Source organism: Swingsia samuiensis, assembly GCF_006542355.1.
Classification (GTDB): Bacteria; Pseudomonadota; Alphaproteobacteria; order Acetobacterales; family Acetobacteraceae; genus Gluconobacter; species Gluconobacter samuiensis.
Genome location: NZ_CP038141.1, coordinates 1,511,880 through 1,526,301, shown reverse-complemented (window position 1 = coordinate 1,526,301; position 14,422 = coordinate 1,511,880). Strand labels below are relative to the sequence as shown.

The following is a 14,422-nucleotide window of genomic DNA, read 5'->3' as shown; positions in this document are numbered from 1 at the left end:
ATAGTTCTTTACCTTTATAGGCTCCAATAGAAGGTAAAGATGCAGCAAAAATATTAATATCTACTTAATTTACAACTCGTTTTACTCATTTGAGAATTCAGAAATTGAGCCTAAGGCAACTTCGCTCTCTCCCATTTTTACTTTAATACCACCTGACGCTTTATCTACCCCTGTAATCGTCCCTGTTGTTTGAGTGGGAAGATCAATACTATCTCCATTTTTGCTTTCTTCTATTGCTATGGAGTATTGACCATTCTGGGCTAGTTGCCCGTCATTCCCTACGCCATCCCAATGCCAGCTATGCTCCCCAGCTTGAACCTGTAACTCCGTCGTCTTCACAATTTTTCCAGAGGCATCCGTTACAGCAATAGCAACTGTTCCAGCTTGATCCGCTCTAAAGTGGACATTTGCGCTACTCTGTTGCAAAGGCAAAACAGATGTGGTTGCCGTAGCTTTTTTTCCAAGCATCGCTACACTAGAGGTCATCTGAGTATCTTGCGTTGCTGAAATTAAACTCGAAAGATGATTATTGGTTTGAACAGCTTGCTGTACGCCTGCAAACTGAGCCAGTTCACTGGTAAAACTATCTGTATTCATCGGGTTGCTAGGGTCTTGATGCTGCAACTGCGCCGTTAACAACGTTAAAAACTGATTAAAATTACCAGTTAACGAAGAAAGCGCTGAATTCCCTAAATTCGTTGTTTTTTGTGTATTAGAAGATGCATTTGAGGAAATTTCTTTTTTTCTTGCCGCTGATACTGCCGTATCTACGATAGAACCATGTAATTGATTCCGTATAATAGACGTCATATTTCTTCCAACTTATGCTGTAACGTTCAACTTTCCATTCTTAAAGATAGAAGCGTAAATTTTTCCTTTATTTATAATTTCTTTTTTGTTGATCCTTGTAAAACTGTCATCAAATTCCTGATGGGAGTTCAACGTATCCTTTTTGTATCCATTTGCTTTATATCTAAAACAACAGAAGGAATATTTATATGATTCACATTTAAAAAATCTGTTGATTGCAAAGACTTAACTATATCATCTCTATGCGTTACCAAACTCTCTAATATTTCTTTATTTTCTATTTTAATTAAAGAACTACTTCCTCTTAATTCATCCTTCCTATTTTTAATATGGAATACTATTTTCCCTTTCTTTCCCATTATTATTTCTATTTTAGATTTAATATATAATTTAGAGGATGTATGATGAATAAGATGTGTCTTCCAATCTTCTTTCTTCTCTACAGGTGGCTTTTCTTCTTTCTTTAAGAACTTTATCTCTTTTTTCTTCTCTACTGATATATTTTCCTTAATCTGTTTGTCTTCTTCCTTCCATGCAACTTCATTTTTTTTCTCTGATATTGATGGATGGTAAACCTCTTCATTCCTTTCTTGCAAAGAAGATAAAATAAATTTTTCTCCTTTATCTGGAAGAATATTTTTCTGATTGATCAAATTTAATACTGTAGGAGGAGCCTCAAGTACTTTATCATTTTCATGAGGGGCAGCGTCCTCTTTATTTTTTATCCCTCCTCGATATGACATCATCGTTCTTGTTTTATCTATATCTTTAAAATGAATATCCAACTTTCTTTCAATTTTATATTTTGACGTAGATTTTTCTTTGCCTACATTCTCCTTTTCTTCATTCTTCGACGTTTTTATTTTATTACTATTTTCAAAAAATACAGATTGATCCTTTTTTAAAGCAAAAGAGTTTTTCTCCTTCTCGGGTACAACCAATTTTTTTTGATCTTGAATCTGTTTCTTTGTCACGAGGGCTTCTTTTTTTATTACAGCCCTTTTCTCTTCATAACTTTTTAGAAAATCTTGAAATCTTTCATGGGATAAATGCTCCTCATTCTGAAGAGACATTTTAAAATCCCTCTGCCGTCCCAACACCTCTGAAGTGTCTAAAATACGCGACACAAGCAATGCCTCCAGAAAAGTAAATAGCTGAGTATTACTGCGAAGACATTGCTCTATAAGTGTAAAGAAAGCTTTAACTTTTTATATAAAACTAATCCTGAATCCGATCATATTCAGCAGAACCGGCGAAAGGCCCTTTAGAGACCGAAGTATTATCTTCGTTTGGGCATACCGGCGGAGTGCCATCTAGAGCAAATGCCTGCACTGTATGGCCATTTACCGACACCAAACCTCGAACAGTCAGAGGTTGACCTAAACGAATATTAGCCAACAGCCCTTCTGGCAAAAGAACGGTAGTCCCATCCTTTAGCAGAACGCCGTTTGATATCAGTCGCGACACAATGCCTGTTTTTACAGGAAGAGGCGTCACGTCATAGCTACATGGGGCAGCATCCGCAAAGCCGGACGCCACTACCCCCATAAATAAGACAAATAATGCAAATGGTTTCAATGTCGGAAATGCCTCATCCCTGTAAAGACCATAGCAATCCCAGCAGCGTCTGCCGCATCAATCACTTCTTGGTCTCTAATTGAACCACCGGGCTGAATAACAGCGACAGCACCTGCGGCAACCACACTTTCCAAGCCATCCGCAAAAGGGAAAAATGCATCTGACGCAGCGACAGAGCCAGCCGTTAATGGCTTATCCTCTCCCGCCAGTTTTGCAGCATCCTCACCTTTGCGAGCCGCAATACGCGCACTGTCAACACGAGACATTTGCCCCGCCCCGACACCAACGGTGGCACCATCACGGACATAAATAACAGCATTTGATTTTACATGCTTGGCAACCCGAAATGCAAACAACAAATCTTTCATTTGCTGTTCTGTAGGAACCCGCTTGGTCACCACTTTCAAGTCTTTTTCGCTTACACGCCCGGCATCACGACTTTGCGCCAAGAACCCACCTGCGACAGAGCGAAAAGCCAAGCCTTCAGCTGTCGGATTAGGCATAGCGCCTGTTAAGAGCAAACGAAGGTTCTTCTTTTTCGCTAAAATTTCTTTCGCTCCAGCATCTGCATCTGGAGCCACAATCACTTCCGTGAAGATTTCGCTAATTCGAGCCGCTGTCGCCGCATCTAACGTTCTATTAACAGCTACAATTCCACCAAATGCTGAAACAGGGTCACACCGTAAGGCTGCAATCCATGCCTGCTCCAAATTCTCGGCAGAAGCAACACCACAGGGGTTCGCGTGCTTTACAATAACAACGCTTGGAGCATCAAATTCAGACACAGCTTCAAAAGCTGCATCTGTATCGTTCAGGTTATTATAACTAAGCGCCTTCCCTTGAATTTGCTGGGCTGTCGCTATGCCTGCACGCTTTGTTCCATCATGATAAAATGCCGCTTGCTGATGTGGATTTTCACCATACCGCAATAGCTCGCTCCGCTCTCCACTCAACGTTAGAACTGGCGGCAAAAACTCTCCAGCTTGCTCAGCAAACCACCGTGCTATCATTCCATCATAAGAAGCCGTATGTGCATATGCTGCGCCCGCATACGCACGCCGATCACTTAATAACGTTCCACCATTTTTGAGAGATTCTACCAAAGAGTGATACTGCTCTGGAGACGTTAAGATCGTAACATGATCAAAATTTTTAGCCGCAGCCCGTATCATTGCAGGGCCACCAATATCAATATTTTCAATACAATCTGCAGGCAACGCACCCGAAGCAACCGTTGCTGCAAAGGGGTATAAATTTACACACACCAAATCGATCGGCTCAATACCATGCTCTTGCATTTGCGCAACATGTGCGGGCATATCACGCCGGCCTAAAATACCCCCATGAACTTGAGGAACGAGCGTCTTAACACGCCCATCTAAAATTTCCGGAAAACCTGTATGATCTGAAACATCTTTAACGATAAGCCCTGCCTGACGTAGAGCCTTGGCAGACCCCCCTGTCGACAACAACTCTACACCATGGTCAGAAAGCGCACGGCCAAGTTCAATAAGCCCTGATTTATCAGAAACAGATAAAAGCGCGCGGCGAATAGGAAGACGAGTCTCGGTCATGATGGAAAAGAAATATCCTTCAAATCAGGTCTGCGCAACGGAATATGATGCACATAAAAATGAGAATGCGAAGCTGGTAAAACACGCCCTGCAAAACTTAACCACCCCAAAAGAATTAAAGTAGGCATAAGCAGCATGAATTCACCAATACCACCAGTCCGCACATAAGGCCAAAAAGAAATCCTTGAACGGCTCAAAGGCGCTAAAACTTGGCATCCACCTGTTAATAAATCAGCTATGATATGCGTCGCAACACCTAAGAATAAAGCACCAAGTGGCCCTCGCAAAACAGAATATCCCCACCAAGACCCTGCTATCCCCATCGTTAACAACAAAACAACAGCTGAATGAGTGAGACCACGATGGCCAAATGCTTTTGCTAGAAAGCGTGATATTAACTTGATACGGGCACCTAAAATAGATCTCTCTGTATCAATATCCGGCAATAAACTACCGAAAAGCCCTGCAAAAACAGAAAGAGGGTCAGGCAACAACCAATTCCAGCGCATAGCACACAGAATAGAAAAACCGCCGATAAGAAGATGAGAACGCCCAGTCACACGGAGCTTATGCTTGAATTAAAATTTTTCTGCAAATTGTTGTTTTGTAATTTTTTAACAATTATTTTGATTTAACAGCACGGTAACAACCAATATAGTCCTTACCGTGCTTACATGTGCTTAAGACGCTTTTAAACGAGCAGCCGCTGCAGCGCGTTCTTTGATTTTTTCTGGATCAAAATCACCCGCTGTAATCCATGAACCACCGATACATGACACAGATGGAAGAGCAAGCCATTCAGCGGCCGTATCTTCTGTAATACCACCTGTTGGGCAGAAACGAATACCACCAAATACACTTGATAGGCTCTTTAGCGCAGGTATCCCACCATTATTCATCGCTGGGAAAAACTTAAACCGCTTCAACCCCATATCGAGGCCACGCATAATATCGCCTGCATTCGCGATACCTGGCAAAAATGGAATATCATGTTTCTGCGCAGCATCTGCCAAAGGTGCTGTCAAACCTGGGCTTACAATAAACTGTGCGCCAGCCTGAACTGCATTTTTCAAATCATCTGGATTAAGTACCGTTCCGGCACCTACCAATGCGCCCTTAACCTTAGACATTTCAGAAATAGCTTCTAATGCGCATGGCGTACGAAGCGTTACTTCCAGAGTTGTCAAACCACCGGCTACTAATGCTTCTGCTAAAGGGCGCGCATGCGCTACGTCTTTTACCACAATAACAGGCAGCACAGGGCTGCGTGTCATGACTGCATCAATCTTTGCTGTATCACTCATTCTAACGGTCCTCGTCTCTTACTGAATATTATCACCAACAGCATCAAGGTCTTTTTCCATCAACTCAATCATGGCTGATGCACCTCTTTCTGCTGAAAGATGGACAGAACGCATAAGGGCAAACATCTCACGTCCAGTTCCAAGGGCTGGCAACGGAGGTTGAGCTGGTTTTCTAGCCTCCCACTCATGAGGGTCTGCCAAGACTTCAATTCGGCCTGTCACAGCACATACCCGGACGATATCTCCGTCCTTAATCTTGGCGATAGGCCCACCATCTTGTGCCTCTGGAACCACGTGCACAGCTGCTGGTACCTTTCCACTCGCACCAGACATACGACCATCTGTGATTAACGCAACATTAAATCCACGATCCTGCAGAACACCTAAAGCAGGCGTCAATTTATGTAGCTCTGGCATTCCATTTGCTTCTGGTCCTTGAAAGCGAACGACAACAACGACATCGCGCTCCAGTTCACCATTTTGATAAGCAGTTGCAACATCTTTCTGGTCTATAAAGACACGTGCAGGTGCTTCAACCGTTAAATGCTTTTCTTTAATTGCACTGCTTTTATAAATGGCACGACCAATATTCCCTTCAAGAAGCTTAATGCCTCCATCTGAACTAAACGGTTCTTTAATTCCTCTTAGAATATTTGGGTCTGAAGATGGCTTCGATGGGTTATACACCACACTCTTGCCGTCTTCACTTAAAGACGCGCGTTGTGTGTAGTCTTTCATTCCACCGCGTGAAATCGTCAATATATCGGTGTGTAAAAGATCCGCATCAATCAGTTCAGAGATAACGGTTGGCATTCCTCCAACACGATTGAAGGCATTCACATCCTCTGAGCCATTGGGGTACACATGCGTAATCAACGGGACTTCAGCAGACAAACGGCTAAAGTCCTCCCAATCGAAAACAATTCCTGCAGCCCGCGCGATGGCAGGCAAATGTATGGTCAGATTTGTTGAACCACCTGTCGCCAAAAGACCAATAGCGGCATTAACAATGGCTTTTTCATCAACACATTTTGCCAATGATCGTTCATCATCACCGTTAATGCTAATCTCAGCCAAACGATGTATACTCGCACGCGTCATCGCCTGACGCAGTGGCGTATTTGTCGGAATAAAAGCAGAATCGGGCATCATAAGGCCCATGATTTCCACAATCATTTGGTTGGTATTAGCTGTTCCATAAAACGTACACGTTCCTGGACCATGATAAGAAGCATTCTCGGCTTCCATCAGTTTTTCTTTTCCAACCTTACCTTCGACAAAGAGCTGACGAATCTTTAATTTCTCTTTATTGGGCAAGCCAGATGTCATTGGCCCAGCGGGGATTAACATGGTTGGCAAATGACCAAACCGTAAAGCTCCCATTAACAAGCCGGGAACAATTTTATCACAAACACCGAGCAAGGCCACGCTATTAAACATGCCATGGCTCAAACCCACCGCCGTTGACATCGCAATAACATCACGAGAGAAAAGAGAAAGCTCCATCCCCTCTTGTCCTTGCGTCACGCCATCACACATCGCCGGCGCTCCGCCCGCTACCTGCGCTGTCGCTCCTGCCTCACGAGCAAACAATTTGATTTGGTCTGGATAATGACCATAAGGCTGATGGGCTGACAACATATCATTATATGTTGTAATCATGCCGATATTCTTATCCAGCGGACGCATCAGGTCAGGTTTATCGGCTCCTGCAGCTGCAATCGCATGCGCTAGATTTCCACATGCAAGCCGCGGACGGGATACTCCCTTCTCCCTATTACGCTCCATCAAAGCGAGATATCGGCGACGTGAGACCTTCGAACGCTCGATAACACGTGCGGTCACACTCTCAACGACGGAATTCAGAGACATTGGAATACTCGCTGTTCAACTGATATCACGATGTACAAAACGAAAATCATTTCCGCCTACGTACACAGTATCGTGAAAACTTTTCCCTATATACCCGACAAGGGCTACATGACCAACAGGCAAACGACAACATCATTTGTCAAAAAGTATCGAATTAATTTTTTATTTTCTTTCTTATTTTATATAAGAACGGAATTATTGTTCTAAAAATAAGCTTTTCTGAGAAATAAACCCTCGGACAGCACCCTCTTTTTCTTCATTTCCATTGAGAAGATGCGAGTGGTGATAATAATGCATTTTTCATCTTGTATAAATATGGAGCAACCTTAGGAGGCCAACCTCCAGCGGCAACGGCTTGCGCCCTTTTCTCCTGTCTGTCCTTCACATCACCATACGGCCATAAATGCGCAATACGCGGCGTCCCCTCTAAAGAGATCAAACCACACATTAATGGAGAGACTTCAACGCGCCGGTTCAAAGCAGACAAAAACTCACGCTCTACTTTCTCCATCTCATTTGGCAGAACGTGATAACACCGCCATTCATACGCTTGGCCATACACTCCCATCGGCAATACGGGAGCAATCACACGCCAAGTCGTAATATCCGTTTGAAGAATGAACTCTTGAGGAATTTTAGCAAGCAACGCGGCACGCTGCCTTTGAAGGTCAAGCAAATTAGATGAAGAGTAAAAGAGCAAGAGTTGGTTAAGCTGGCCAACTTCCGTTACCCAGGCCCCTGCATTTTCCAAATCTGACAACGCAGAAACCACATGTGGTACATGACCAATCTTTGCATCGACACATATCGTTTCTGCGTATTGCAACATGCTCTTTTCTTTTCGTTTTAAGATTTGCTTTGAGCCGCGACAAACTGCTCTAGCCAGTGAATAGTATAATCCCCCTTTTGAAAAGAAGGGTCTGATAGAATCTTACGATGTAGTGGAATAACTGTTTTCACTCCATCTACAACACATTCATCTAAAGCACGATGCATCCGAGCAATCGCTTCTGCACGCGTTGGAGCATGAACAATAAGCTTCGCGATCATACTATCGTAATAAGGAGGAATACGATATCCGGCAAAAATAGCACTATCCATACGAACCCCTAGCCCACCAGGAGCATGGAATACATTAATCGTTCCAGGGCTTGGTAAGAACGTTTCAGGATCTTCCGCATTGATACGGCATTCAATCGCATGGCCTGACATTTTTATGTCTTTTTGTGTATAGCCAAGCTTCTCACCGGCTGCCACGCGAATCTGCTCTTTTACCAGATCAACATTACACACCATTTCTGTAACAGGGTGCTCAACCTGCAGACGCGTATTCATCTCAATAAAAGAGAACTGACCGTCCTGATACAAAAATTCTAACGTCCCAGCATTACGATATCCCATCCGGGAAAGAGCTTTTGTAACCGTTTGCCCAATTTCTTCACGTTCTGCATCTGTTAGTACAGGTGAGCCTGCTTCTTCCAAAAGCTTCTGATGGCGTCGCTGCAAAGAACAGTCACGCTCACCAAAATGCACAACGTTCCCGTATTGATCACCTAAAATTTGAAGCTCAATGTGCCGTGGACGGTTAAGATATTTTTCAAGGTAAACTTCGTCATTACCAAAAGCTGCACGAGCTTCTGTTCGCGCTACCGTCCAAGCTTCCTCAATCTCATCTGCAGAGTGAGCTACTTTCATACCACGGCCACCGCCACCAGCCGCAGCCTTAATAAGAACCGGATAGCCAACTTGCTCCGCTACCTGACGCGCTTCGCTTAAATTTTTCAAAGCACCGTCAGAGCCAGGAACAAGAGGGACCCCCAATTCTTCCATCGTCGTCTTAGCAGTGATCTTGTCTCCCATCATTCGAATATGCTGGGCTGTCGGACCAATAAAAGCCAAACCATGCTCTTCAACTGTCTCTGCAAATTCTGCATTTTCAGACAAAAAGCCATATCCAGGATGGATTGCCTCGGCACCTGTAATTGTTGCCGCAGATAAAATAGCAGCAACATTCAGATAGGAGTCTCGTGCACTAGGTGGGCCAATGCAAACAGCCTGATCTGCCAAGCGAACATGCATGGCATCAGCATCTGCTGTGGAATGAACCGCTATCGTTTTTATACCCATCTCTCGGCAAGCGCGCTGAATACGCAGTGCAATCTCACCTCGATTGGCAATAAGAATCTTCGAAAACATTATTCAATAATCGCCAAAGGCTCGCTGTACTCAACAGGTTGACCTGTCTCTACTAAAAACTTGGTCAGCACACCGGAACGAGGGGCCTTAATTTGGTTAAATGTTTTCATCGCTTCAATCAGCATGATCGTTTGACCGGCTGATACCGTTTGACCTTCTTGTGCAAAAGGAGGCGAAGCAGGATCGGGAGTCAGATAAACCACACCCACCATTGGGCTTGGAACCATTCCTGGGTGTTTTTCAGGGTTCGCAACAGCGGGCGCTGCCTCAGCAACACTACCTGTTGCAGGTGCCGCAGCAGCAACAGGAGCAGCAGCCTGCACAACAGTGCTTCCGCGCGCTACCCGGATACGGCTATCCGCTTCTGCTATTTCAATTTCAGTTAGGCCGGTTTCCGTTAAAATATCGGCCAATGCCCGAATGGCATCCTTATCCACGAGCATACGGCTCATCCTTCGTCTTCGATCATGTCTGTAATTGCCTGAAGCGCATGCGCATACCCTCGCACCCCCAGACCGCAAATAACACCAATTGCAGCTTGAGAAACGTAAGTATGATGGCGAAATGCCTCCCGGCGATGAATATTGGAAATGTGGACCTCAATCACTGGCAACTCGACCGCCAGCAAAGCATCCAACAAAGCAATAGATGTATGTCCATAAGCGGCTGGATTAATCACGATTCCATCAGCTCGATCGCGACATTCCTGCACCCATGAAACAAGTTCGCCCTCTCCATTCGTTTGCCGAAAATCTATAGCAATATCAAGCCGCTCAGCAGCTTGAATGCATAGATGTTCTACATCGTCTAACGTCGCATGCCCATAAACTTCAGGCTGACGTAAACCAAGCATATTTAAGTTCGGACCGTTCAGAACGGCAATCAGAGGACGTTTCATTTACACGCGCGATAGCACTTTCAGAAGATTCATGAAAGCTTCTTAAAACAAAACCATTCATGCCCTAATGATGCCTCTTTCCAAAGGTTCATTAATGCATCTTAAGAAGTTTTATGTTAAAAAACCTCATAAGCCTTTAGTTTCTCGTAAAGGAAGATATTAATTTCATGCCTCATATAATATCTCAACTTCATTCTTCCGTATCTAAATTGCGTTTGCGCCACGCTGTTTTTTTTGTGTTGCTATGCGGAGTTAGTCTGCCGGCTCATGCCGCTGACGATTCTCCCGCTCCCCTCACCCCTGCGCCCCATACAAGCTGGGCCTCCGCAGTACGTGCGGCCCTTGCCAGAAAAGCACATAAAGTTGCGACATGGACACAAAGTGGCGTTGCCAGCTGGTACGGCCGCCATTTTCACGGAAGAAAAACCAGCGATGGCTCCACATTTAACTCGAATGACTTAACAGCAGCACATCCCTCATTACCACTTGGCACCAAACTACTCGTCACTTCTGAAGATACAGGCCGATCTGTTGTTGTTACCGTCAATGATCGTGGTCCATTTAATCATCGGATTATTGACTTATCGCATGCTGCTGCTGAAAAAATTGGAATGGTAAACTCGGGCACAGCTCATGTGAAAATTGCGCCACTAGCTCCTAAAAATGCTTCACAAAATGAAGTTGCAGAGGCCCCATCTTCTGCAAAGACTGTGCAAGAGCCTCAACAACCTTAAATTATTGCTCTGGCATCTCATTTGAGGCCATTGCAGCCGATACAACAGAAGAGACTTGTGGCATCCCAGCAATACGCGGCAAGGAGCCTTTTGCTCTCTCTTCTAAACTTGCATTAAACTCGGCTCCCACCAGCACAACATAAACACTTACAAAAAACCACATCATAATTGCCGCCACAGCGCCAAGTGGTCCATACGTCACGCTATAACTGGCAAAGTGAGCCACGTACCAAGAAAAACCAAGCGAGGTAAGGACCCAAAAGAACGTTGCAATCAACGAACCTGGGATAATCCAGCGCCATTTTGATGCTTTTCGTGAAGGCCCAAACCGATAAAGAAGGGTCACAAAAACGAACACAAACAAAAGCATTAATATTGGCCCAAGCGTATGGAAAAACAGCCTTGCTCCATACGAAACAAGCCAATCAAACGGCGGCAATAATCGCTGAACCCCTAATATATCAGGCAAATAATCAACCAAAGCCGGAGCCGCCACCATCAAGGCAAGTGTTAAAGCCGCCCCCATAATGGTTACTAACGTGGTAATAAGAGCCGTAAGCTGAAAGCTGATAAAACCACGGCTTTCGTCAACATTGTAAGCCATATTCAAAGCTGAAAGCATTGATTTTGTGCTTGCCGAAGCAGACCATAACGCGATGAACAGCGAAAATATCAGTCCAATTGTCAAAGACGTATGCGGTTGGGAGACCAACTCATGTATGCGGCCACCAATCAACGTGTAAGCAGCGGGCGGCAAAAGATGTCTCAATAACTCAAGCTGAGGTTCAACTGTATTAAGGTCAAACACCAGTCCATAAACCGAGATCAAACTCGAAATAGCAGGGAATAAAGACAATGTGGCATAAAATGCACACCCGGCAGCAGATAAAGAAGTTTCTGAGGACCCCGCCTCTGAAAACACTTGCCGAAAAACCAGCTTCCAGCCACCCCAAGGCATAGAAAACGGAGATCTTGCCCCTGTTCCCGGCCCCTCAAGACCATATTTTCGGACTTGAATGATGGCTTCTCTATCCGCTTCGGACAGCTTTTTACGGATACGTTTTATTTCCGCATTAACATTAACAGCTTTCGAATCTGGCGCTGGAGCCGTGCCTTTTTTCTGTTCTGTTGCGGAAGAATCAGTGGAGAAGGTCACGCAAAAGTCCTCATCAAGTCCTGTTAATGGTCCAAGAAACTTTACAACTATTTAATATTATTGCTTGCCGCAACATCATACGCAGAAAGAGCTATCTTTGTTCCCTTTATATAAGCAACTAATATTAATATTTCGAAAATAATAAAATTATCCCTTGCAACAAAAGACTTTTAACGTCATATGCCGCCTCACGCAGCAACGCACGTGCCACTGGCCCTTTTCGAGGTTACGCAACGACGTCAAGCGCTCTGGCCTTCAGGATCTTCAGAAACAAGAGATCCCGCTATTCGCCGGTCCGTTCGACCGTTTCGCAACACACTTGTTGGGCTTTACCCCGACAAGTCTGGTTCTGGGAATGAGTGACATGACTCCCAAAATCACCCGGTTTCTTACTGAGCAAGTTCCGGCTACTCCCTGCCTTATCGTAGATCTTGATGTTGTTGAGCAACATTATCACGACCTCCATAAGGCGCTCCCTGATGGTAAGATTTTTTATGCCATCAAAGCTAATCCTGCTCCTGCTATATTGAAACGCTTAGTTTCTCTTGGCTCTTGCTTTGATGCGGCCTCCTTGCAAGAGGTTCAGATGTGCTTAGATGCGGGCGCCGACCCCAAGCATATTTCTTACGGCAATACGCTTAAAAAGCCCTCTGCCATCACAGAAGCATATGCAAAAGGCATCAATCTGTTTGTGTTTGACAGCTTAGAAGAGCTGGAGAAAATTGCACAACATGCCCCTGGAAGCCGTGTCTTTTGCCGCCTTGCTGTGGAAAACGAAGGTGCCGATTGGCCTCTTTCTCGCAAGTTTGGCACGACTACGGCACATGCCCACACCCTCATGCTTCGTGCAAAAGAATTAAATCTTATCCCTTATGGGTTATCCTTCCACGTTGGAAGCCAACAAACAGGAATCGCAGCTTACCAGCATGCCATTCGCGCTGTCTCTACTCTTTTTAATGACTTATGCCATGAGGGTATTGACCTCCAGATGCTTAATCTGGGTGGTGGTTTCCCCACTCACTATCGTGAAAAAATTCCACCTATTTATGACTTCGCAAAAGCCATTGACGACGCGTTAACGGAGTATTTTCCTCACAAAAGACCAGAGATCTTTCTGGAACCAGGCCGTTATATGGTTGGTCAGGCAGGAACGGTTTCCACAGAGGTTATTCTCGTAAGCCGTCGCGGTGGCGCTGAGACAGACCCTCGATGGGTTTACCTTGATATCGGACGATTTGGTGGTTTAGCCGAAACGGAAGGCGAAGCTATTCGGTATCAATTCCGCACCCCGCATGATCAGACTGGGGGTTCAACCTCTCCCTGTATTGTTGCTGGCCCAAGCTGTGACGGCATTGACATCTTATACGAAAAAAATCGTGTCGCTTTTCCCGATGCTCTCAAAAGTGGAGATCGTATCGAAATCCTAGCAACAGGAGCGTATGTCTCTACATATTGCTCGGTAGGGTTTAATGGTTTTCCACCATTAGAAGAGTATTACATTTAAACGTGAGATAAGAAGTAAGGGCACGCAAATGAACTTGCTATGCCCTTCTTCTTACTGAAAGCTATCATATAAAAGATAGTTAACAATATCATACAGCCCAATTTCTGGGACCATACACATAATCCAGAATGTGCTCAAAACTGCACCGCTTAGAACCAACAAAGCCATAAGCACTATTTCCAAGCTACGATCCGTGAATATTAAAGTAGATTTGTTAGTCATTAGTGCATTACCTGCGCGTCTGCCTTTAATGAACTTTCTCTCGGCCATAGAACGCGTACATCTTCTGGCCGTGTGTCCCTCCACCTTACAAGAGAAGACAATGCGCCTGCCCCGGTTGACTTACGTTCTGGTAGCGGTAACCAATGACCAATTCCTGACATACAATCTGCGACTAAAGCCAGAGCGGCAACCAAATACCCCTGCAAAGTATGATCTGGATATATTCCGTCCAAAACAGCAAATGCTTCTTGGTAGCCTTGATTTTGAACAATCTGTATAACTTGAATAAATCGCTCTTCTACTTCTGTTAAGTTTTGAGCCCCGGGAGGATTAACATTTAATTTGATCTGTCCATTTTCTTTTAAATAAGCCTCCGCATAAGAAAAAGACCGCTCGGCTGCATCCAGAACAGAGCGAAAGGACATAGGATACATGCCATCAGTTGTTCTTGTCTCAGCACAAAAAGGCAGACGATAACGATTGATAAGGCACCTTACACTCCAAAGAGCTAAACGCTCACAGCAGCACAAATCGGATAAGAATAATGGCGTCCGTGGCATAATATATCTCCGAA

The 14,422-nt window shown here is 44.6% G+C and carries 16 protein-coding genes; 2 read left to right on the top strand and 14 right to left on the bottom strand.

What is annotated here, in order from left to right; translation table 11 throughout:
• Positions 1–81: 81 nt before the first annotated feature.
• The 11 genes from E3D00_RS07110 to aroQ form a co-directional block, all read right to left on the bottom strand.
• Positions 82–810, bottom strand: a complete 729-nt coding sequence (locus tag E3D00_RS07110) for a flagellar hook assembly protein FlgD (RefSeq protein WP_141461225.1) — start codon at positions 808–810, stop codon at positions 82–84.
• Positions 811–938: 128 nt separating this feature from the next.
• Positions 939–1,937 (bottom strand): hypothetical protein, encoded by a 999-nt coding sequence (locus tag E3D00_RS07105; RefSeq protein ID WP_141461223.1) that lies wholly within the window; start codon positions 1,935–1,937, stop codon positions 939–941.
• Positions 1,938–2,028: 91 nt separating this feature from the next.
• On the bottom strand, positions 2,029–2,388 hold the full coding sequence (locus E3D00_RS07100) for a hypothetical protein (RefSeq protein ID WP_141461221.1): 360 nt from the start codon (positions 2,386–2,388) through the stop codon (positions 2,029–2,031).
• On the bottom strand, positions 2,385–3,962 hold the full coding sequence (gene purH, locus E3D00_RS07095) for a bifunctional phosphoribosylaminoimidazolecarboxamide formyltransferase/IMP cyclohydrolase (protein WP_141461219.1): 1,578 nt from the start codon (positions 3,960–3,962) through the stop codon (positions 2,385–2,387). The genes E3D00_RS07100 and purH overlap by 4 nt, the downstream gene beginning before the upstream one ends.
• Complete coding sequence (locus tag E3D00_RS07090) at positions 3,959–4,522, bottom strand: metal-dependent hydrolase (RefSeq protein WP_141461216.1); 564 nt, start codon at positions 4,520–4,522, stop codon at positions 3,959–3,961. The genes purH and E3D00_RS07090 overlap by 4 nt, the downstream gene beginning before the upstream one ends.
• Before the next feature lie 120 nt (positions 4,523–4,642).
• Complete coding sequence (eda, locus tag E3D00_RS07085) at positions 4,643–5,266, bottom strand: bifunctional 4-hydroxy-2-oxoglutarate aldolase/2-dehydro-3-deoxy-phosphogluconate aldolase (RefSeq protein ID WP_141461214.1); 624 nt, start codon at positions 5,264–5,266, stop codon at positions 4,643–4,645.
• 18 nt (positions 5,267–5,284) lie between these two features.
• Complete coding sequence (edd, locus tag E3D00_RS07080) at positions 5,285–7,138, bottom strand: phosphogluconate dehydratase (RefSeq protein WP_141461211.1); 1,854 nt, start codon at positions 7,136–7,138, stop codon at positions 5,285–5,287.
• Between the two features lie 256 nt (positions 7,139–7,394).
• Positions 7,395–7,967, bottom strand: coding sequence for an NIPSNAP family protein (locus E3D00_RS07075; RefSeq protein ID WP_246091393.1), 573 nt, complete (start codon positions 7,965–7,967; stop codon positions 7,395–7,397).
• A gap of 17 nt (positions 7,968–7,984) precedes the next feature.
• On the bottom strand, positions 7,985–9,334 hold the full coding sequence (gene accC, locus E3D00_RS07070; RefSeq protein ID WP_141461209.1) for an acetyl-CoA carboxylase biotin carboxylase subunit: 1,350 nt from the start codon (positions 9,332–9,334) through the stop codon (positions 7,985–7,987).
• Positions 9,334–9,786, bottom strand: coding sequence for an acetyl-CoA carboxylase biotin carboxyl carrier protein (locus E3D00_RS07065; RefSeq protein WP_141461207.1), 453 nt, complete (start codon positions 9,784–9,786; stop codon positions 9,334–9,336). Before E3D00_RS07065 ends, accC begins: the two co-directional genes overlap by 1 nt.
• Entirely contained in the window at positions 9,783–10,232 is a 450-nt protein-coding gene (gene aroQ / locus E3D00_RS07060) for a type II 3-dehydroquinate dehydratase (protein ID WP_141461205.1), read from the bottom strand. Before aroQ ends, E3D00_RS07065 begins: the two co-directional genes overlap by 4 nt.
• A 167-nt stretch (positions 10,233–10,399) precedes the next feature.
• Here aroQ and E3D00_RS07055 point away from each other — a divergent pair, with 167 nt between their 5' ends.
• The gene (locus E3D00_RS07055) at positions 10,400–10,966 is read left to right on the top strand and encodes a septal ring lytic transglycosylase RlpA family protein (RefSeq protein ID WP_141461203.1); all 567 of its coding nucleotides are present in this window, start codon (positions 10,400–10,402) and stop codon (positions 10,964–10,966) included.
• Between the two features lies 1 nt (position 10,967).
• On the opposite strand, the gene E3D00_RS07050 is transcribed toward E3D00_RS07055, so the two are convergent.
• Entirely contained in the window at positions 10,968–12,122 is a 1,155-nt protein-coding gene (locus E3D00_RS07050; RefSeq protein ID WP_246091392.1) for a YihY/virulence factor BrkB family protein, read from the bottom strand.
• A 364-nt stretch (positions 12,123–12,486) separates the two neighbouring features.
• On the opposite strand from E3D00_RS07050, the gene E3D00_RS07045 reads away from it, so the two are divergent.
• Entirely contained in the window at positions 12,487–13,626 is a 1,140-nt protein-coding gene (locus E3D00_RS07045; protein WP_141461201.1) for a type III PLP-dependent enzyme, read from the top strand.
• 51 nt (positions 13,627–13,677) lie between these two features.
• Here the strand turns inward: E3D00_RS07045 and E3D00_RS10540 are convergent, their stop codons facing one another.
• Both E3D00_RS10540 and E3D00_RS07040 read right to left on the bottom strand, forming a co-directional pair.
• On the bottom strand, positions 13,678–13,848 hold the full coding sequence (locus tag E3D00_RS10540; protein ID WP_181441944.1) for a hypothetical protein: 171 nt from the start codon (positions 13,846–13,848) through the stop codon (positions 13,678–13,680).
• Positions 13,848–14,408 carry a hypothetical protein gene (locus E3D00_RS07040; protein ID WP_246091391.1) on the bottom strand — a complete coding sequence of 187 codons (561 nt, stop codon included), beginning with the start codon at positions 14,406–14,408 and terminating at the stop codon, positions 13,848–13,850. The genes E3D00_RS10540 and E3D00_RS07040 overlap by 1 nt, the downstream gene beginning before the upstream one ends.
• Positions 14,409–14,422 lie beyond the last annotated feature (14 nt).